Source organism: Photobacterium japonica (assembly GCF_050337005.1).
Classification (GTDB): Bacteria; Pseudomonadota; Gammaproteobacteria; order Enterobacterales; family Vibrionaceae; genus Photobacterium; species Photobacterium japonica.
Window position 1 is genome coordinate 17,382 of record NZ_JAKJSN010000055.1, and the last position, 18,020, is coordinate 35,401.

The 18,020-nt window shown below is 49.6% G+C and carries 24 protein-coding genes; 1 reads left to right on the plus strand and 23 read right to left on the minus strand.

From position 1 onward, the window contains the following. Positions 1-2: 2 nt before the first annotated feature. From L4C36_RS18805 to L4C36_RS18910, 22 genes are all read right to left on the minus strand, one after another. The gene (locus tag L4C36_RS18805; protein WP_428479341.1) at positions 3-335 is read right to left on the minus strand and encodes a hypothetical protein; all 333 of its coding nucleotides are present in this window, start codon (positions 333-335) and stop codon (positions 3-5) included. Positions 336-376: 41 nt separating this feature from the next. Then, the gene (locus L4C36_RS18810) at positions 377-1,312 is read right to left on the minus strand and encodes a hypothetical protein (protein WP_428479342.1); all 936 of its coding nucleotides are present in this window, start codon (positions 1,310-1,312) and stop codon (positions 377-379) included. Next, the gene (locus L4C36_RS18815) at positions 1,302-1,736 is read right to left on the minus strand and encodes a phage tail terminator protein (RefSeq protein WP_428479343.1); all 435 of its coding nucleotides are present in this window, start codon (positions 1,734-1,736) and stop codon (positions 1,302-1,304) included. Before L4C36_RS18815 ends, L4C36_RS18810 begins: the two co-directional genes overlap by 11 nt. A 16-nt stretch (positions 1,737-1,752) precedes the next feature. After that, positions 1,753-2,181, minus strand: a complete 429-nt coding sequence (locus tag L4C36_RS18820; RefSeq protein ID WP_428479344.1) for a gp436 family protein — start codon at positions 2,179-2,181, stop codon at positions 1,753-1,755. 123 nt (positions 2,182-2,304) lie between these two features. Then, positions 2,305-2,628, minus strand: coding sequence for an HI1506-related protein (locus L4C36_RS18825; protein ID WP_428479345.1), 324 nt, complete (start codon positions 2,626-2,628; stop codon positions 2,305-2,307). A gap of 120 nt (positions 2,629-2,748) precedes the next feature. Beyond that, positions 2,749-3,648, minus strand: a complete 900-nt coding sequence (locus L4C36_RS18830; protein ID WP_428479346.1) for a Mu-like prophage major head subunit gpT family protein — start codon at positions 3,646-3,648, stop codon at positions 2,749-2,751. A 74-nt stretch (positions 3,649-3,722) separates the two neighbouring features. Next, entirely contained in the window at positions 3,723-4,109 is a 387-nt protein-coding gene (locus L4C36_RS18835) for a hypothetical protein (RefSeq protein ID WP_428479347.1), read from the minus strand. Beyond that, positions 4,109-5,299, minus strand: coding sequence for a phage protease (locus tag L4C36_RS18840; RefSeq protein WP_428479348.1), 1,191 nt, complete (start codon positions 5,297-5,299; stop codon positions 4,109-4,111). The genes L4C36_RS18835 and L4C36_RS18840 overlap by 1 nt, the downstream gene beginning before the upstream one ends. A gap of 201 nt (positions 5,300-5,500) precedes the next feature. Next, entirely contained in the window at positions 5,501-6,124 is a 624-nt protein-coding gene (locus L4C36_RS18845) for an STM2766 family helicase-associated protein (protein WP_428479349.1), read from the minus strand. 11 nt (positions 6,125-6,135) lie between these two features. Next, positions 6,136-8,154: an STM2767 family DEAD/DEAH box helicase gene (locus L4C36_RS18850; protein ID WP_428479350.1), complete on the minus strand. Its 2,019-nt coding sequence runs from the start codon at positions 8,152-8,154 to the stop codon at positions 6,136-6,138. Between the two features lie 306 nt (positions 8,155-8,460). Beyond that, positions 8,461-8,931: a phage virion morphogenesis protein gene (locus L4C36_RS18855; protein ID WP_428479351.1), complete on the minus strand. Its 471-nt coding sequence runs from the start codon at positions 8,929-8,931 to the stop codon at positions 8,461-8,463. Next, positions 8,931-9,122, minus strand: a complete 192-nt coding sequence (locus tag L4C36_RS18860) for a hypothetical protein (protein WP_428449850.1) — start codon at positions 9,120-9,122, stop codon at positions 8,931-8,933. The genes L4C36_RS18855 and L4C36_RS18860 overlap by 1 nt, the downstream gene beginning before the upstream one ends. Before the next feature lie 37 nt (positions 9,123-9,159). Continuing rightward, positions 9,160-10,590 (minus strand): phage minor head protein, encoded by a 1,431-nt coding sequence (locus L4C36_RS18865; protein WP_428479352.1) that lies wholly within the window; start codon positions 10,588-10,590, stop codon positions 9,160-9,162. Continuing rightward, positions 10,590-12,158, minus strand: a complete 1,569-nt coding sequence (locus L4C36_RS18870) for a DUF935 domain-containing protein (protein WP_428479353.1) — start codon at positions 12,156-12,158, stop codon at positions 10,590-10,592. Before L4C36_RS18870 ends, L4C36_RS18865 begins: the two co-directional genes overlap by 1 nt. 26 nt (positions 12,159-12,184) lie before the next feature. Continuing rightward, complete coding sequence (locus L4C36_RS18875; protein WP_428479354.1) at positions 12,185-13,780, minus strand: terminase large subunit domain-containing protein; 1,596 nt, start codon at positions 13,778-13,780, stop codon at positions 12,185-12,187. Continuing rightward, positions 13,780-14,376 carry a DUF3486 family protein gene (locus tag L4C36_RS18880; protein ID WP_428479355.1) on the minus strand — a complete coding sequence of 199 codons (597 nt, stop codon included), beginning with the start codon at positions 14,374-14,376 and terminating at the stop codon, positions 13,780-13,782. Before L4C36_RS18880 ends, L4C36_RS18875 begins: the two co-directional genes overlap by 1 nt. Position 14,377: 1 nt before the next feature. Further along, positions 14,378-14,674 carry a VpaChn25_0724 family phage protein gene (locus L4C36_RS18885; RefSeq protein WP_428449845.1) on the minus strand — a complete coding sequence of 99 codons (297 nt, stop codon included), beginning with the start codon at positions 14,672-14,674 and terminating at the stop codon, positions 14,378-14,380. Beyond that, a complete protein-coding gene (locus tag L4C36_RS18890; protein ID WP_428449844.1) occupies positions 14,674-14,982 on the minus strand; it encodes a DUF2730 family protein in 309 nt (102 codons plus the stop codon). Before L4C36_RS18890 ends, L4C36_RS18885 begins: the two co-directional genes overlap by 1 nt. Next, positions 14,972-15,214 carry a TraR/DksA C4-type zinc finger protein gene (locus tag L4C36_RS18895; RefSeq protein ID WP_428479356.1) on the minus strand — a complete coding sequence of 81 codons (243 nt, stop codon included), beginning with the start codon at positions 15,212-15,214 and terminating at the stop codon, positions 14,972-14,974. The genes L4C36_RS18890 and L4C36_RS18895 overlap by 11 nt, the downstream gene beginning before the upstream one ends. Before the next feature lie 41 nt (positions 15,215-15,255). Continuing rightward, on the minus strand, positions 15,256-15,804 hold the full coding sequence (locus L4C36_RS18900; RefSeq protein WP_428479357.1) for a hypothetical protein: 549 nt from the start codon (positions 15,802-15,804) through the stop codon (positions 15,256-15,258). Positions 15,805-15,815: 11 nt separating this feature from the next. Then, entirely contained in the window at positions 15,816-16,238 is a 423-nt protein-coding gene (locus L4C36_RS18905; protein WP_428479358.1) for a DUF5675 family protein, read from the minus strand. A 90-nt stretch (positions 16,239-16,328) separates the two neighbouring features. Then, positions 16,329-16,697, minus strand: a complete 369-nt coding sequence (locus L4C36_RS18910) for a helix-turn-helix domain-containing protein (RefSeq protein WP_428479359.1) — start codon at positions 16,695-16,697, stop codon at positions 16,329-16,331. Positions 16,698-16,816: 119 nt separating this feature from the next. Between L4C36_RS18910 and L4C36_RS18915 the strand changes: the two genes are divergently transcribed. Further along, complete coding sequence (locus L4C36_RS18915) at positions 16,817-17,308, plus strand: hypothetical protein (RefSeq protein ID WP_428479360.1); 492 nt, start codon at positions 16,817-16,819, stop codon at positions 17,306-17,308. A 134-nt stretch (positions 17,309-17,442) separates the two neighbouring features. Here the strand turns inward: L4C36_RS18915 and L4C36_RS18920 are convergent, their stop codons facing one another. Continuing rightward, the gene (locus L4C36_RS18920) at positions 17,443-17,853 is read right to left on the minus strand and encodes a Mor transcription activator family protein (RefSeq protein WP_428479361.1); all 411 of its coding nucleotides are present in this window, start codon (positions 17,851-17,853) and stop codon (positions 17,443-17,445) included. Between the last annotated feature and the right edge of the window lie 167 nt (positions 17,854-18,020).

Sequence of the window (18,020 nt, forward strand, 5' to 3'; positions counted from 1 at the left end):
ATCTAGGAGTTTTTTGTGCTGGCAACCCCACTCATCGCCTTCATGTAGCCTTGCAGCGCTCCAGCGGTGAAGTGCTGGTTTTGGCAGGCCGCCGCCAGATTGTCAGGGGTGAATGGCAACGGCTGATCGTGTTCGTCATGGATACCACTCCAACCCAACACCACCTCGCTAAACAGTTTGCTATCACTCTCTGTACTCAGCTTGCGGAACTCATCGCTGTTCACCAATTTAAAATCCAAAGTGATATCGCAGGTTTGCACCTTGCCGCCATCCATCGGCACCGCAATGGTGATGGGCCACTTTTTAACAATGCGCTCTTTCACTAACTGAAACATGGTTAACGTCCTTACTGATTTAAAAGGTGTTTAAACAGGGTTTAACGGGTAAAAAACTGGTCGCTGTCGGCGATTACCGTCAATGGGATGCTGTAGGTCTGGGTGCCTTCCTGCTCGCCATAGCTCGGGCGACCAAACTGCACCCGCGAGCTTTGCCAGCCCACTTGATTGCCCACTGGGCCATTGCTGAATACCAACTCATGCTCTACCCCAGCCTGAGCCAGCGCGAACACATCCAACTCTGAGAGCTTTGGCGCTTCGATGACAATCGTGGCGGTTGGTTGATAATCAGTGATCATCACTTCCTCATGGCCGACGTATTCCTGATACGGCACTTGGTTGGCCTGGTCGTATTCGAGGGAGATCAACTTGGCGGCGGTGCCATCAATGGTAAAGCTGGAGTGCTGCACCCCAATCTTGAGCGGCGTTACCCAGGCACTGAAATCCGGCACGGGGTTATTAGCGGCAGTCACTGGCGCAAATAAGCCGGTGAATGCAAACTTGATCCCGCCAAAGTTTTTAGCCGGTGCGGTGAAAGACAAACTGCCCCGCGCCCCTACCATCTGGTGCAAGGTGCCGGACTGGTAGAAATAGAGCGTCAGGCTGCCGATTGCCTCTTCGTCAATGCGGTAAAACGTCTCTGACTGGGCCGCGTTCTCTTCCACTGTTCGCAGACAAGCTTTCATCAAGTCGCCCCATGGCGCGGCTTTGGCTGGATCGTTCGAGGCCGCTAAATCCACGGTAAATTCCACCGTGACGAAGGTTTCAGTCATGATTTGCGGGGATTGCCCCATCGCCCCGTTGTCATATTCAAGGCTCTGTGACTCACCGGCTAATGGGGTGATAGAGAACTCACGCCCCAGCACATGCTGCATGACTGCGCCTGGAACACCGTTTTCATCCGGTGTAAAAGCATCAAGGCCGTAGCTAGTTTCCAGACCAAAGCCGATAATTTTCTTTCTGTTTTTACGGGCCATACGCGTTTTGATCCTCGGTATATTCAGTTACAAAGTTATCCAGCCAGCTCGCCCGGCCACTTTCAATCGTCAGCAAACGACCACCGCCGAGCCAGTACGGCTCGAACGCATCCGAACCCGACCAACCAAACAGCCGTTTTCGCAATGCCTGGCGTAAAGGCTGGAGGTCAATCGGCTTGCCATTGCGTGACGTATCCACAATCACCACCCCGACGGTGGCGGTCAGTGATTGCAGGTAAGCGCCGGAGCCTCGAACATCCGGCCCTGGCGTTTCCCCTACCAAAAACACATACAGCGCAGGGGTTCGGGTGGTGCCGGATTTCTTCAAATCCAGCTGACTCAGGGCATCAATCTCGCTGACATCCTTCCACGGCGGATTGCCTTCCTTAAGTCGGGCCACCGTCAGTGCCACTACATCTTCCATCAGATAAAATCATCCATCAGATAAAGCCCTTGCCGTTCTGACGGCTAAACACCGAACCTGCACTGGTCATGATCGCGGTATTGTGGGTCACCGGTTGATGGTTATTGCGGTCAAGCCCTAGCTGCAACACCCCGCGCCCAACCTTTTCCAGATAACCGATAGCCTCGGCATAGCGCTTGGCGGCCTGATGCTCATCACCCAGTTGATCGTCATACAGGTAATAGCGGGATAAATCGCATGCGGTGCGCGTCAGTACCCGTGGCACCACTGGCAATGGCAGGTCATAGCGGCCGCCGAGATAACCATCAATGGTGGCACTCGCATCGTCCATCACCTGATCCAGCACGCTATCGACAATGCCGCCAGCGTTGCCGTCACGGTCAGTCAGCTCGGTCAATTCCTCTTCGCCGAAGCGGGCAACCATGTCGTCACGGGTACAGTACATAAGCGATCCTTGTTTAAAGCCGTTAGGGGCTAGGTTTTAGGGACGAGTAATTAGGGGCTAGTCGTTAGGGACGAGGGACTAGAGTCAGAGCAAGCAACGCCTGCCCTGCCTCATACCGTCCTATTACTTGCTCGGCTTTGTGGTTGCTTGGGTGGTGCTTGTTTTGACGGAAGCCATCTTTTTCTTGGTTACGCCGTCAGATACACCTGTTTGAACCAAAGCCCCTGTCGTATCGTCAGCCGGAGCTGTCGGCGCTGGGTCATCTTGTGCTGTTCCAAGTAGCGCCATACGCGGGTCGGCTTCCAGCATGGCCAGTTGCGCATGGGTGATCGTGCCAGCCGCCAGCGTATTTTCACCGGCCTTGAACGCCAACCCAGCACGGCGATAGCCATTGTGTGCCAGGCTTTTAACAATAAGGGCTTGAGTGATGAGATTACGTTTTTCCATAACATGAATGTCTCCGTTTATCTGTAGCAAAACCAAAAGCAGGGACTAGGAACGAGAAGCGAGTAGAGAAAGGCTAAGCTTTCGACTCTCTAAACTCGCTACTCCGGCTCCGCTCAGTCATTAGGGCAACCAAGGCACCACGACCAGTTCGACGGCTTTGTAGTTGGTGTTGGATTCGCCCTGGGCTTTGTTTTCCGCTTCCAGCACTTTCTTCGCGGCACTGCGATTGCTTGGGCCGCAGACTAATACGCTGGCCATGATCCCCAATGGGCGGCCCTCGTCTGACTTGAACGCCATCATGGCAGCGACTGCGCTATCAAAGTTGGCATCGGTCAGTTCAGCCTTGGAGGCAAACGCCTGCTGCCAGAACGCCACGCCCCAGTTACCGCGGCCATCGACGCCATAGACATATTCATCCGCCATGAAGACGTGATCCGACTGGCCTGCATCGGTCTTGGCGTTGAGGCGGTAGTCTTTGCGCTTTTGGTAAATGAACGGCTTAAGCGGACGACGGGTATCAAGCAGGAACCAAGCGTCTCCCTCCCCTGCCTGCATGTTAGAGACCGATGCCTCTTTGCCTGTTTCAGGGTTAACCACGGGATGATCGGTATCGAAGAAATACTGGCCGTCGTAGCATTTGGTGGTAGAGCCCGCTGCCATTAAGGCAAACAGCATTTCATCGGGGTGCGATGCCGCCGCATAGCCCATTTCCTGATACAGCGGCATGAACACGCCGTAGGCATCGTCATCAATGGCTTCCGCCGGAATGGCCACGGTGCTTTCGTACTTCTTGTTTTTGAGCGTGTAGTCATGGCTGGCCAGTTTCTTGACCTGACGATCCCCGACCCATTCACGCAGGCGGGGGAATTGTCCCAGCCAGGTATAGGCTTCCGCCGAGGTTGACGATGGCACCATGGTGGCGAACTGCGGCCACAACGCTGTATAGCTGCCGCTGCCAGTGTTAAACGCGGTTTTAATCGCCGTATAAAGGGCGCTTAAATTCTTCTGATTAATATCCACTTGTTACTTCTCCCTGCGCTATTGCGCGTCCCTATTTGATCCCTATTTGGTCCCGATTTAACTGCCACGCCCTGCTATTGGATCCCCAACCACACCCAGACCCCGTCGTCATCCACTTGGGTGATGACCCCGGCTTTAGGTCGTGTGTTGGTGGCGCTATCCAATGACACGCTGTGTTCATCAGCAAAGAACGCATCGCTGCCGACACTGGCATTAATGATATCGCCGCTGTTTTGAAACTTATGCTCACCGACCTCGACCCCGATGCGACTTTCCCCGTCTACGCCGTGGCGATTGTCGATGCCCAGTGATGACACCCCTGCACAGCTATCACCCGGCGCGGCACTGGCTAACCCAACGGCCAATCCTGCTGCCAGCATCACCACCACGTTACCGCCGATGTACTGGCCCCCTTTCACCGGATAATCACGGCGGGTGCCACTGCGTTTTGCTTCGCTCATTAGCTGTTGTCCTTTTTGGCGGCCAAGAACGCGGCTTTGTCGAGATCGCAGGCCTTGAGAACGGCCAGCTCTTCGGCGGTCAGGCCGTCATCGTCTTGGGATTGTTGTTGAAAGGTGACGCTGGTTTGCTGGCTCGTGGTTTGTTGCGCCGTAAGGGCAGCAATCGCCGGACGGTTTTGCAACATCGCGGTTAATGCAGCCACGCCTTGCTGCTGGCCGAACTGGGTCAGGTAATCGACTTCCGCCTCAACAATCTGGCCTTTATCCTTGGCTGACTTGATCACCGACTCGATGCCGTTGGTATCAGAGCCCGCTTTAAGTACCGCCAGTTCACCCACTACCCCGTTGTAAGCCCCAATCGGGACATACTGGGTGAGGTCAATCGCCTTGCCTTTTTCGGCAGTCAGCACCGCGACTTGGCTTTTCAGCTCACCGCTTTCATTGGCTTTGGTGTGCAGGGTATCCAGCGCCGTCAGGGCGGCTTGCCCTTGTTCTTTGCTCAGGGTGTCGCCGCTGGGTTCAATGCCCAGCTTGGCAAGCATGGCTTTGAGTATTTTATCCACGTCACGATCCTCCATTTGACCGTATAGGTTGATTTCAGTACCGACACCGGCACTGTGAGAATTGAATCTAATAGAGAAGTCCGCCGACTTTTCGGCATACAGCGCGGCCAGCGATTCCATGCCCACTACACCGGGGTCATTGGTGATCGCGGCCATGCGCAGCAATAGCGGGCGGCCTTGTTTGTCATAGGGGAAAACAGCAGAGAGAAACGCATACTCATCGTTGTCGATGTGCGCTTGGGCGTTACTTGTCCAGTCCGGCTTGATGTATAAGCCGAGACCATCACGCCATTCGATGTCGGTCTCACTCGTCAGCCAGCCTGCGGCCGGAGCGGGTTTGCCATTCTCGGCGGCATGCAGAGTTTGGTGCTCGTAGTCGATAAGCACTTTGGGGGCAGCAGCCCTAGTGGCGGCAATCATCTGCGCGGCAATAGTGGCATCTAAGTGCCAGTAGCCGTCCTCGGTATCATGGGGGCGACCGTCACGGGCTTTGAATGGCCCTGCTGGCAGCAGCTGTACCCAGCCGTTGTCGTGATGGTTAAGGTCAGCGACCAGAACCGCGACGTTACCGGTTAGGTTGGCAGATAACACTGCCTGGGCGATGTGAGTGAGATTTGATGTTTTCATAGCGCCAGTGTGGCGCTATGAGGGGATTAACTGGGAAGGAAGGGATTCGGGATTTTTGTAATCTCTAATGTAAAAGCCTAATTGGTAAAGTTGAAATCCATTTGTCGTGAGTATTTAATATCTTTACATGATCAAGTATAAAATATATCGTCAAAATTCCACTAAAAGAACGATGTTATAAAACGACAAAACTCTATATTATTATGCTTTTTCTAAATACTTTGCCTCATACTTATTATCTAGCAATTGTTCAAAATAATGAACACACGGAGTATGATATGTCCCAACTTTAAATGTTGACGCTGTGGTGTAACAAACATCTAAATGAGATAATGGATGTAACCTCCCATCTTCATTAGTAGGATCATAGTCATAACGAAGATAACCATCTTCAAATAACATTAACTCATGTACAAACGCCCAAATCCTATCTACATTTTCAAATAATTCCTCTAGTGGCTCCAGAAACTCTAAGCAATTAGGCGAATCAAAGCGCTCATCGTTTAAAAAAGTTAGTATTCGTGATGATATGACATTATCAACATCAGCAATATTATTCGTATAAAAAATTAATTTATCTTGCTCTTCACGAACATGAAAAGGCGAACGAATAGAGAATATCTTATCCTCTGACTCATAAATAAACCGATTCATATCATCTATTATTATTTTTAAATTACTCTTAACTTCTCCATTAATCTTAATATGGCTATGAACATACTTCACAGTATGCATTAACAACCTGATAATATCTTTTTTGCACCTTATCGGTGCAAAAAAAAGATCAACATGAGCTTCCGCTATTGGTATAGTAAACGATTTCAACAAAAAACCCCTTAAGAAAGCAAATTCTTATTAAATTCAATAACTTTTATTACTGTTTCTCGTTCAAAACCATCGCCAACAGTCTGTTGAATAATCTTATAAAATTGCTTTCTAAACTCGAGTGGCACACTTAATTCATCAAATAAATCATAAACAGAGTCATAAAACGACTTAGTAAGATCCGTATATTTTATAGTCGTTTTTATCTGCTGTATTTCATCCTTTGTTGGTTTTTTAATGACCAGTTTCCCAGTTTTATTGATGTTTTCCAACTCGCCTTCTATGCTGGCCAATAGCCCGACATTACTTTCTTCATTAATTAGTAAATAACTAGTTAAAAAAGAACGAGTAAGCATCATATACAAAGCATTTCTATAACTTTGATAATTGTTGATTTTTTTAGTTACGCATATAACAAATGGGAATTCTAAGCCCTTAACATTATTTTTATTACTTACAAACAATGCACCTTTAATCTTATTTTTTGATTCGTAAGCTTTATTAACATCCCAACCAAACTCTTGCTTAATAGAGAAATAGAGATTATCCGCTGTGCTGTAAACATAATCGTGACTATCAATAAAAATAATTCCAATATCATCAACAGTTACCGATGGGTTTTCATTTTTGATTCGTTTAATAACATCAATAATTTTTGTTTCTGATGTTTCATTAAGATTTGCACTCGTTCGGACAATTTCAACACTTGGATGATCTTCATCTACCACATCAGCAAACCTACGCAGTGGCTCTCTTGATAATTCATATTTATCACCATTTTTTAATGGCTGATAACCACAAGCAAGCCACTCTTTATCTTCTAGCCAACGTAACTTAGGTGTTTCGAAAAGTCCCATTCCTAATGCGTGGGCAAACATTAAAGTCCGAGGATCTGTACGGTAACACTTACTCAACAAGAAATCAGGCTCGATTTCACTTACTAAATTTTCATCAAAAATACTCTGAAATATATCACCTGCAACATATACATTTTTACTTGTAACTAACTGACAAAGTTCAACAAATGAATCAGGGAAATCTTGGCTTTCATCTAATAATACATAATCAAATGCATACCCACATTCAGCTATAGAACCATTATTTTTCAAATGGTTAATTGTATTCTTACATGCATCATCAAAAGATGTATACTTACTATATCGATAGAATTGAGCTCCATAAAAATCACAGATATAACTATATGCACCTGAGTTTTTGTCATATTGCGACCCCCAAGCACTTACACACCATAACCGTTGATTCCAGAGAATCTGCTGTTCGACCTTCATAAAGTCAAAGAAATCAGGAATTCGCTTATACAAACTAGCGGCTAAAATTTTATTATGACAAGTAAACATAATTCGACTATCAGAGTTTTCTTCTGACACATAAAGCTCTTTAAGTTTATGTAGAAGCAACTCTGTTTTACCTGTTCCTGATAAACCTTGAATACGAATTGTGTTTTTATTAGGCTTTTGGTAAATGAAGCGTGTTTGATCTCCATCAAATAATAAAATCTTCTGTTTTACTCTATCTAATACATTATCAGGTACATCTTCTTTTACCTTCTCAATATCATTGATACTGCCAGTCAGTAACGAAATGAGTAACTCTGATTTTTTTTGTTTTTTAGGGTCATCAAGATATATATCTCTAAAGAACTCATTCCAATCATCAATATCCGAGGCATCAATTTCATTAATTAATTCCTCTCTCCATTTTCGAGGACGACCAATTTTGTCTTTATAACGATATTTATCTGAAATCGAACCTAAATCCTCAATAAAGTCTTCAACAAATTCTTCGAAATCATCATCTTCACTACCAAGATTAACAAACGTAAGCTTGTGATCTGGAGCTAATAGCACTAAAGCATGCTCATAATGATAGCTATATTTAGCATCACCTAAAGGTCTATCAAGGACATAGACCTGTTTCATATTCTCTGCTGAGAATTGCTCCAAAGATGTCAATAGAGCATTATTCTCTTCGTTTTTTTCTACTTGGAGGTAGAAGAAGCTACTAGACATTGTTTAGTAAGTACCTGTTTAGTTATGAAATTCTTTTCAGCTAATACTAATCCATTGGCTAAGGTAGATGAATATTTTTTTGTAATACAGCTGCATATCAAGCACTTTGCATCACATTATGTCATTAAAACTAAGTTTCGTATCTTAAACAAAAAATTTTATCATCTGATAATGACTTACCTTAGAAAACATTGATCAACCCCCCGCCACACCCCGTTTAAATCTCTTCAAGGGTGTTTAACTCCTTTTCACCTAAGCCGTTGTACCTCATCAGTTGCTAACCGCTTAGCGTCGATTACAGGACGTTTACTTATCCATCAGAAAATCACCGAGGATGTCATAGATCTCGCTGATATCATCTTGCGAAACACCTAACCAGGGACGGGCGGGAATGGCGGCGTTTTGTGGGCGCGCTATTCCTTGAGAGAGGAGGCTGCCACCGAAATGATGGATTGCGCCGTATTCAGAGTTGGTGCCGAACTCGAAGGCTTGCGGGGATGCGAGGTAATTCAGCTCTCGGCCTAGGTGCTGATTCAATACGAGGATCAAGCTTTGGTTCTTTTTCTTCCGCTTCTTATAGTCATCACTCAGTGCAGCCCAAGGCACACCATCTGGCGATACCTGCCGTTCCCAGCGGTCTGAGTGGCTAATGAGCAGCATCTCGCCGATATCCTGAAAAGCGGGTTGTAGGTTTGTTCCGGCTTGCAGTAGATGGTTAATCCGCTTTTGGATCGCCTCTTGGCCATCAATGGTGATGGTATAGCGCGCCCCGGCCATTACAGCAGCCCTTCTTCTCGGGCTTGGTTAAGCAGGGTTTCATCGGCTGCAGCAAAGACGGCTTCCCATAACTCGCCGATATAGTCTGCCTCCTGCCCTCTTGCTTGGCGTTCTAAGGCATCTAACTGACGTAGCGATTCAATGGTTAAAGGCTGTTTAAACAGTGCTTCCGCTTGTTCTAATTTGTCCATCTGGCTTGCTCCTTCATTTACAGACCTTCCTTTTCCTTTACATACCGACTTTATCGACCAGCTCACCAATGAAGCCATAAGCATCGGGCAAGGCTTGTTCCAGCGCTTGGGGGGATAACAACCAAGCCGCAAAGTGTTCGGCAAACCATTCATCATCATTACGACCACCATAACGGGTTAGCGATCCCCTACCTTTAACTTCTGGCGGCAATGACGGGCGTCCGGCTTTAAAATAGACCTGATGACCCATTTCGTGTGCCCAAGTAACCGCTATTCTGGCCGAGCTGTTTTTCACAGAGGCATTTAGCTGGCTTTCTGCTGCGGCTGAAAACGACCAGTACCGCATATCCGTTTTGCCTTTACTAATCGCGGCGGCAATCACATCGCGCAGCTGCAAGGCATCGACTTTAGCCAGCTTATCACTGGCTTTGGTTTTAACCACCACATGGTTCCAACTGCGGGAGGTAAAACCATTGGTGCGATTGATCTTACGGGCGGTATAGTTCCAGTGCGAGTACGCTGCGCCAGACTGTAGATAAGCCTCAACATCCTCGGCTATTGCTCGGCCTTTCTTGGTTCCTGTCATTTCCCCTGCTTTGAGAAACAAGGTTTTCAGGTCATGGGTTTTCAGCACCTGCGCAAAGGCGGCGACCTGCGGGGTATCCAACTCGGCCAGTAAGGTGCTGATCCCGCTGGCATCAACCCCTTTGACGGTCGAGAACGCATGATCAACGATACGAGGGGTTAGCCGTTGTGCCAGTGGCGGCTTGTTATCGAGCAGCGTTTTTGTTTTATTGGTTAACTGGGCGCTGCTCTTGGGGGTGTAATCAAAGCCGGGATCTATTCCCTTGGGGATGTGATGCACTTCCCCAGTGACCTTATCGATCCATTCATAGGTGGTGACCTTGGGCGCACCCGTGACGGTAAGCCCAAGCCGTTTTAAGTCTCGCTCGCTGGCAGTCAGCTTTTTGCAGCTGCAACCATAGCCATTGATTGGGGTATGGGTTTCCCACCACGGGTCGTCGAGCGGGATCACCAAATTGTTCCAGGCTAAATGCTCATGGCGGGGATGCTCTGCGCCCGAGTGCTTATAAATGCCATAGGGGCGACGGTGCTTAACCTGTTCAATCTGCTGTTCTCGCCCTGCGGTGTAAGCCTGGCGAATATTGGTTTCGTAAATCACCTGCGCCCGCCAGCTGGCAGTTCCGGCATGCGTCCAGCCGTGACGTTCAACAATGTCGTTAAACTGGCCTTTAAACCAGCCGAGGGATTTCCCTTCAGCTATCGCTTTATCTACCGCCTGGCGAAAGTCGGCCAGCAAATCAGTTTGCATGGCTCCGGCAACCATAAAGCCCCGGTCGTGGGCGTTCTGCCATACATCGGCCCAACGCTCTGACGGGACATCAGCCTTATGGCGAAAGAAAGCGATCTGCTCTTTGAACGGCAGGCTGCCGTATTGCACTGGCATTACTTGCCATCCTTCACATCACTGATGCCTGCCAGCTCGGCAGCGGCCATGGCTTGTGCCATAACCTCGCCCAGCTCTTCGGTGCCAATCACACCTTGTAAGGCCAGAATGTCATCACGCAGTTGGGTGAGCGAGGTTGCCCCTGCGACCAGTTCCCGCACTGGCTCCACCATGGCTGCCAGCAAACCGCCCGCCTCTTGGTGTAGTCGTTCGGTTTGTAGTTCGGCGGTATCTTTCTGCTCAGCTAACGCCTTCAGTACAGCCAACCCTTTCAACTCAACTTGTGGCATGTTCTGCTGACTTGGCGCACCCAGTACCGCTTCGCCGTCTTTGGCTTGGGGGATTTGGGTTTTATCGTGCGCCCAGGCTAACGGAATACGCATCCCCAATTGCACCAACCCCGGTAAGGCGGTCGATAACATCTGAATGTCTTCCGCTTCGGTGAGGTCAAATTCAAAGCGCGGAATACGATGACGGGTGCGGTAGCTTTTGCCATTGAGGGCATAGAGCGGAAACACCAGATCACGGGTTAAGGTGGCGGCTATCCGTTTCAGGTCAAAATCGCGGATTTCTTCCCGTACTTCGTTATGCACATTCCCCAGCGCATTGGTGCTGGTTTTGCCGTCGGCCTGACTGGTTAGAGTGCCACCGAGAATGGCTTTGGACTGGGATTTTTCACACCAACTCACCATGGCCATGAAGGGATCGCTCGCACCATCGGCGGCATTATTAAATTCAATGTCCATGCCCTTAGGGATAATACCGCCCGCATTATGGCCAATCGACATCACGGCCCGCAGCAAGGTGGCCTTCTCGCGTTCGGTCGCCCCTTCCGGGTATTTGCCCAGCCGTATCGGCAAGCCGTAGATCTCTAGGAACTCGGCCAAGTCGCGCACGCTGTAGTTTTTAAACAGGAACGGCCAGGCTAACACCCGCACTAAGCCACGGCGGGTTAGGTAGCCTGATTTGGCTTTGGCGGTGTGGGCTATCCAGCCGAAGGGGTTCAGTTCTGCCCCTTCATGGCTGCCATCTCGCAGCCGTAAGTGATTGCGGTTATCGGGGTGAGTCTGAAACCAAGACGGGTCACGATGATCGTAGCCAGTTACCAACTGCATGCCCTCGACCACATCCCAGCGCAGTTCGAGGTTGGAAAAGCTCTTGAGGGTCGCGTCGGCCATATCGAAAAAGGCATCTTCCAGCCAAGTCGCGTCTTCCAGCAGCTCTTGCAGCATGTCGGCATCGCGCTGTTCGTCGGCGGTGGCATTGCGAGGCGGGCGAATGTTCCAGTCGATATTGAGCAGGGCCATCTTGCGCTTGGCCAGTTCTGACTGGATATGGGCGTCTTTCTCTTCCATATCCTCGGCCAGCTCGCACTGGGCAATTAAGTCGCCGTCTTCGGCACGCTTCATGATGCCCGCCAGTTTCATCGGGGTCAGCCCAGATGAGGGATGCTCGGCAAAGTGGCGTTTAAGGGGAGTAAGACGAGAATCTGACTCGGTTTGTTGTTCGTCGAGATCGGCCGTTTCAATGGGACGGCCCCATAAATCGACAATGGGTGATGTTGCCATATTCTTATTCCTTGAAGATTGGCTTTTTAATAGCAGCCAGATTCCAACGCACTGCCTATATCATCGAGGTCATCGTCGTCGCTTTGTGCGTTTTTACCCGGCAGCGGAGTGAATTCAATCGCGGCCCCATCCATCCAGCTGGCACGCACGGCCATCGCCAGTCCAACAGCAAAGTCACCGTGGCGCTGCTTGCCGTCTTGGCCTTTGCTTTTGCCCTTGTCGATTTTCGGGACACCGTTGATCACCTGGATATGGCAGAGGTCATCCTTGATATCTTCATGGCGTGGCAGCTCTAGGTTCAGATCTTCAAATTCGGCTTTGAGCTTGGGCATCCACTCGCGATACCACGGGTCGTTAAGCGAGACCTGATCCACCATATCGGTGCCGTATTTCAGGGCAGCCGATTCTGCCAAGTAGCCGCCGTTCCCGGTGGCATCAAAGGCCATGCCGCGTTTTCTGGGTAAGGCTTCGAGCAGGTAATGGAGGATTTGGCGCTGGGCGTCATAGGTCATGTTGCGTAGCTCAACCACGAACGGGACATATTTGCTGAGGTTCTTGCGGATCGCCAACGGGACAAATATCGACAAGTCGCCTTTGCGGGCAAAGTCTTCACCAAAGGCATGGGAGTGGCTGACATCGAGCTTGTTTAATTCCGGCTCTAACACCTGTTTACACCAGTCATCGACGTATAATTTTCGCTGGCCGTCACTCCATTCCATGAAGCCTTTGGGGGCTTCGATAGTCAGGATGGGCGCGGAGTCTTTGCCCGGCTCTGCGGTAGTGGTTCGGGTCATTGCCGAATCAATCAGCACCAACGGGATATACTGGCCACTGGATGCCTTGGGGACGCAGTAATACTCTTCTAACGCATCGTCTTCGGTGGCGGTGTCGTTGAGCAGGTTGGCTTTCCACTCGTCTTCTTTTTCCTGTGACCATTCGATTTTCTGCACCTGGCAGATGCGCTGATACAGCCCTTCGGCACAGGCATCATCCAAGGTGATGGTGTGGACGCTGTAGCGTTTCTTGCCTGCCCGCGAGTCATTAATCAGGCTGTTAAACAGGTTGCTCACGCCATTATGGGTGCTGATCAAACGCACCTTCGCGCCCCACATGGTCAGGGCCAGCGCGGCTTTGAGCACTTCGGCCAGACGATCATGAAACGCGGCCTCATCAATGATGACTGTGCCCTGCATCCCCCGCAGGTTGGATGGGTTGGAGCTGAGTGCCTGCACCTTGAAACCGGAATCGAAGTACACCACAAAGGTCAGGATGTCTTTGTCTTCATCGGCCAGCACTTCTTCTTGTACTTCGCTGGCGACCTTATTAAACGCCTTGGCCCACATGGCGACGGCATCAATGAACTCTCGCGCCATCTCTTTGTTCGAGCCGACATAGAATACGTTGCTGCCGCCCTCGCCTTTTGCTGCACCAGCACTTAATGCAGAATCTGCCGCTTCGGCAAAGGTCAGCCCGGTTCGGCGGGATTTTTCGGCAATCTTGAGCACTGAATCATCTTCAATCCAGCGTTTCTGGTAACCCAGCAGCAGCTCATCGGGATCAAAGGCACAAGCCGTATCGCGTTTAGAGTGACGAGTTTCGAGGAGACGAGCATCGTTGGCCATCAGGCTATCCCTAAGATTTCTTTCTTGATGTTGGAGACAGTTTCAGCGGTCAGTCCGGCTTTCTTGCCGACGGTTTCCGCGACCTTGGCCGCTTCATCGGCAAACGCTTTGCGGATTTCCTTCTCGCGCTTATGGCTCGACATCGCGGCACTTTCGAGACGCTGCGCTGCCAGCATGGCATCTTTGATCATGCCGATATCAACTTCGCCATCCTTTTCATTGGCGTTCATCATGGCTTTGAATAGCTGGGTACGGCCGATTTCAAGGATGAGCTTGGACACTTCTCCGGTCGGCTTATCACCAAGCTGGGCCACCAGCGCCTGAGAGACTTCGCGAACATCCCGCAAATCTTTGCCGATGGCTTCCATGCGGGTGGCGTAACGGTTGAGGCCACTGCGTGAGGGTTTGAGATCTTCCGGCAGGCCGAGCTGGTCGATATGATCATGCACCGCATCCAGCACATCTTGTTGGGAGTTGCGGCCATCACGCAGCAGCTCATCGAGCAGCCGTTTCACGGTCTCGGGCAGCAAATCAATCTTGCTGCGGCGGCCTCGGGTTAGCTTGTCTTCTTTCTTATTCTCGGTCTTGTCATTCATGTCACTCTCCCGGACGTGGCTTTTTAATGCCCGACACGGTGACACGACCACTTGCGACCTCTTCCCCCCGCCCGGTTAAGGTCGCGATATAGGTGGAGCCTAACTTTTCAAGCGTGACCAATCCCAGTTCCGCTAACCATTCCAGCGCGGCCCGCAAGGCGTCTCGGCTGATGTCTAGGCCATAGCGGTCTAACCCATCCTGAATAATTGACTCGTTCAAGTCATACCCCGGCACCTCAGACAGCAGGCGCAAAATGACCAGCCGCTGGTGCTCTCGGAGAATTTGCGTGATCGCCATTATTTTTGCTCCTGCCTTAATTCGTTTTCATACAACATGGCCAGCCGATTCTCGATACTCTTCATCGAGGCGAGAATAGATTCATTCTGGGTGGTCACTTTCACCACGTTTTTATCCATCTGGTGCCACTCTTCCCGAGACGGCAAGCTGGCCTGCTCTTTCTCTATCGCCGTCACCCGATCTGCCAGCTTGCTGTGATCGGCTTTGGTGGCAAAGCGATTCGATAGCCAGGCAAAGACCCCTGCCCCTGCTAAGCCTCCCGCTACCACCACAATCGGCCACCAGGTTTTGATCAGTTCACCGTCCATGTTTCCCTTTCTCTTTATTGCCGATCTTCTCGATGATGGATTCGCACGGCACGCAGCGCACCGCCTCGGGGGCTTTTTCTAGCCGGCGCGGATCAATCATTACCCCGCAGCCCAGGCAATAGCGCCCGTCATTATCTTCATCCGGGATTTCCACCGGCTTGCGTTGTCGGTAGATGCAAGCGGCGATGTAGGCATCCGTTTCGACAGCGGCCCTGTCTACGACATCTGACATGTGGTTCATTCCTTGTGTAGGTACGCCTTAAATTGCCAGGCTTATGTCGCCGTGCCTTGGCCTTTTTCTCGGTGACGAATACCCATATAAGCGGTCGCCAACGCGAACATGATCCCGGCAATCACCATGTCAGGCCCGTCGCCTTTGCCCAAGGCCTGCAAGGCTTCCGCGCCAATGACGTAAATCGAGCCGGAGAACGCGCTGATGTAAGCCAGGTTCGGACGGCATGCCGCCACTTTGTCGCTGGTTGATTGGTCACCACGCTGAATGGTTGCTTGCCCGACAGAGAAAATAGTTTCTTCATGTTCCAACTGGCGGGCTTCACGTTCGGCATCAATTTGTGCCAACTCAACTTGGATTTTCTCCAGCTGCCTGATCTCTTCTGGCGACAGCGTTTTCACCAGCTGTTCCATTTTGACTTGCTGAGATTCCGGCGAAGATAACGAGCCGCTGATCTGCTCGACCGCATCGGCCACCTTGACCGCCGTCTGGCCGCTCTTTTCACCAAACAAGCCGCCCACCGTTTTAATAAGCGTCGGGCCAGCTTTAAGTAATGAAGATGCCAAGCTAATAAGTGTGATCGGATCCATCACATCCCTCCTTAGTGTTCGATGATATCGAGCTGCCAAGTCTCGCCAGCAAGCAGGGTCATCAAACCATTAAAGGCCTCGGTGGAGTTCATCACCGCCCATTCCCCACGGCTGACGCCAAAGTGAGTACCAGGCGCAAGACAGCCTTGCAGTTCATTGGGGCGATTGGCTTTATGGATCAGGCAGTGAGTGCGAACACTTGGCCCGTAACGGGTAACGCTAAGCGTTGGCGCTTCAAGGGCATAACAGGTGCCAAATTTATTGCTTTGATGTGGGATGAGTTTGTAAGTACCTGGCGGTACACAAGAGACATTGGGCTGGTTGTTTTGCCAAGGCCGCTCGACCATACAGCAAACCTGCTTGCCATCTTGAGTATGTAAGGTTGAAAACGTGCCGTGACTAAAATGGCGACGCTTGAGAGTGAGGGTTTTCATGGGCATCCCTGTAAATTGTTTGATTACAGGGATGGTATGGGGTGTGGAGCGGTTGGTGGGTTGGAAGGGATTCGGGATTATCGGATAGATTTACTTGTTTCTTGTCAACAGCACCCCAAGCACGGCTCCCAATGCGGCTCCAGCTAATACGGCACCAACTTGACTTGATTGCTGCGTCGCTTGCTTCGTTGTTTGAATTGCGATGCTTTCTTCTTTCTTTAGTACATCAACACCTGACTGTGCTTTGCCGATAATATCCGATGGCGCAATATCTAACGCCTCACATAACAAAAATAACTGGTCTATGGTTATTGATGCTTTTCCTTTCTCGACCCGGGATAAAACAGGCTGGGACATCCCCGTGCGCTCTACCAAATCGGCCTGCTCTAGCCCTAGGTTCTTTCTCTGCTTCTCAAGCTCATAACCAACTAAAGCATTATAAGTAACCAACTGTTTCATAGCACCCCCTGTTGACATGGTGAATATAACATGGTTTCATACGCCACATTCGAAATGCGAATATGAGTACAAAACAGAATGTACTGACAATTTTAACATAAACAAGGAAATATGAAAATATGATGGAACTAACTAAACTACAAACTTTGAATCTTGAATCTGTCAAAGAGGTTTACAGAAAAAAAGCCAGTGGGATGGTGGCACATGCGGGGTTGCTGCTTGAATTTACTTGTGGAAGACAAGCCATCCTTCACAATACCCCTGAACGCGGCGCACATTTATCATCATTTGAACAGTTTGCCGAAAACCAAAAAGTGAACGTCACTAAGGAGTATGTCTCTGAACTAGATACGATGAAGCAAAGGATCATCAATGTTCTTTCTAACCCAAAAGATTACTGTATATTTGATAATTGTGAGCATCTTGCATCAAAAGTCATAACTGGGGTTCCTAGTAGCCCACAGCTAGTCGCAACAACTTCTGGGGCCGTAATTGGAGGAACAATCGGGTATGCACTAGCCAAAGAAAACAAAGTTATTGGTACTGTAGTCGGTGGATTAATCTTTGGTCTCTTATCTCTTCAAATTGCAAAATCCTGCAAATTACAATAATTATCCTCTTCACTTAAACTGTTTCACATAGGGAGGCTAATTCAGCTATCCCTAAGTGAAACATCCTCAGCAAGTCCCCACTTCTTATACATAATTCACTACTCATTACTGCCTCTATCCGAGCAGATAGAAAATCAGAACAGCTCCCGCTGCCTGCGCTTCACTTCAGCCTGTCGTTGTTCGCGGATGATTTCAGTGATTTGGCGTTCGGTCAGCTTATGGTGATTTGCCAGCTGTTCGATATTACGGCCGTTGTATTCACGCCAGATGGCGATATTACGCAGGGCGGATTTTAATTTGGTGCCCGTGGGGATGTAGATGTCACGACCACCGAAGTAATGACCAAGGGCTATGGTCAGCTTATCGGCCAGATGCGGTGCTTCAATGTTGGCGCGTTTGAGTTCACTATTTAGCACCTCACTCAACGATTGCAGAGTGGATGGCCAACGCTGACGTACGTTATCATCAGCAATTTCAGACACGCTGTTAATCAACAGTTCAAGCTCTGCCGCTTCGGTTTTGAAGATCTCCTGCTGCTGTTCCATACCCCACCCCCAATTTTTACGAATCGTCTTATTGAACAAGGCGGGGATCGCTGAGTCAATCCAACATTTCCGCTCGCGGGAAAACAAAAACCGCCGGAGGGCGGTTTTAATATAGAAGATTCATGACTATAAATAATTATTAATAGTCTCAATATGGTGCATTATAG

Coding starts and splice junctions, on each gene's coding strand:
- L4C36_RS18915 (WP_428479360.1), top strand. CDS start 16,817: ATGATGGAACTAACTAAACTACAAACTTTGAATCTTGAATCTGTCAAA.
- L4C36_RS18815 (WP_428479343.1), bottom strand. CDS start 1,736: ATGGAAGATGTAGTGGCACTGACGGTGGCCCGACTTAAGGAAGGCAAT.
- L4C36_RS18880 (WP_428479355.1), bottom strand. CDS start 14,376: ATGAATGACAAGACCGAGAATAAGAAAGAAGACAAGCTAACCCGAGGC.
- L4C36_RS18850 (WP_428479350.1), bottom strand. CDS start 8,154: ATGTCTAGTAGCTTCTTCTACCTCCAAGTAGAAAAAAACGAAGAGAAT.
- L4C36_RS18840 (WP_428479348.1), bottom strand. CDS start 5,299: ATGAAAACATCAAATCTCACTCACATCGCCCAGGCAGTGTTATCTGCC.
- L4C36_RS18835 (WP_428479347.1), bottom strand. CDS start 4,109: ATGAGCGAAGCAAAACGCAGTGGCACCCGCCGTGATTATCCGGTGAAA.
- L4C36_RS18810 (WP_428479342.1), bottom strand. CDS start 1,312: ATGGCCCGTAAAAACAGAAAGAAAATTATCGGCTTTGGTCTGGAAACT.
- L4C36_RS18885 (WP_428449845.1), bottom strand. CDS start 14,674: ATGGCGATCACGCAAATTCTCCGAGAGCACCAGCGGCTGGTCATTTTG.
- L4C36_RS18860 (WP_428449850.1), bottom strand. CDS start 9,122: ATGGACAAATTAGAACAAGCGGAAGCACTGTTTAAACAGCCTTTAACC.
- L4C36_RS18910 (WP_428479359.1), bottom strand. CDS start 16,697: ATGAAACAGTTGGTTACTTATAATGCTTTAGTTGGTTATGAGCTTGAG.
- L4C36_RS18855 (WP_428479351.1), bottom strand. CDS start 8,931: ATGGCCGGGGCGCGCTATACCATCACCATTGATGGCCAAGAGGCGATC.
- L4C36_RS18900 (WP_428479357.1), bottom strand. CDS start 15,804: ATGGATCCGATCACACTTATTAGCTTGGCATCTTCATTACTTAAAGCT.
- L4C36_RS18875 (WP_428479354.1), bottom strand. CDS start 13,780: ATGGCCAACGATGCTCGTCTCCTCGAAACTCGTCACTCTAAACGCGAT.
- L4C36_RS18870 (WP_428479353.1), bottom strand. CDS start 12,158: ATGGCAACATCACCCATTGTCGATTTATGGGGCCGTCCCATTGAAACG.
- L4C36_RS18920 (WP_428479361.1), bottom strand. CDS start 17,853: ATGGAACAGCAGCAGGAGATCTTCAAAACCGAAGCGGCAGAGCTTGAA.
- L4C36_RS18890 (WP_428449844.1), bottom strand. CDS start 14,982: ATGGACGGTGAACTGATCAAAACCTGGTGGCCGATTGTGGTGGTAGCG.
- L4C36_RS18805 (WP_428479341.1), bottom strand. CDS start 335: ATGTTTCAGTTAGTGAAAGAGCGCATTGTTAAAAAGTGGCCCATCACC.
- L4C36_RS18905 (WP_428479358.1), bottom strand. CDS start 16,238: ATGAAAACCCTCACTCTCAAGCGTCGCCATTTTAGTCACGGCACGTTT.
- L4C36_RS18865 (WP_428479352.1), bottom strand. CDS start 10,590: ATGCCAGTGCAATACGGCAGCCTGCCGTTCAAAGAGCAGATCGCTTTC.
- L4C36_RS18825 (WP_428479345.1), bottom strand. CDS start 2,628: ATGGAAAAACGTAATCTCATCACTCAAGCCCTTATTGTTAAAAGCCTG.
- L4C36_RS18895 (WP_428479356.1), bottom strand. CDS start 15,214: ATGTCAGATGTCGTAGACAGGGCCGCTGTCGAAACGGATGCCTACATC.
- L4C36_RS18820 (WP_428479344.1), bottom strand. CDS start 2,181: ATGTACTGTACCCGTGACGACATGGTTGCCCGCTTCGGCGAAGAGGAA.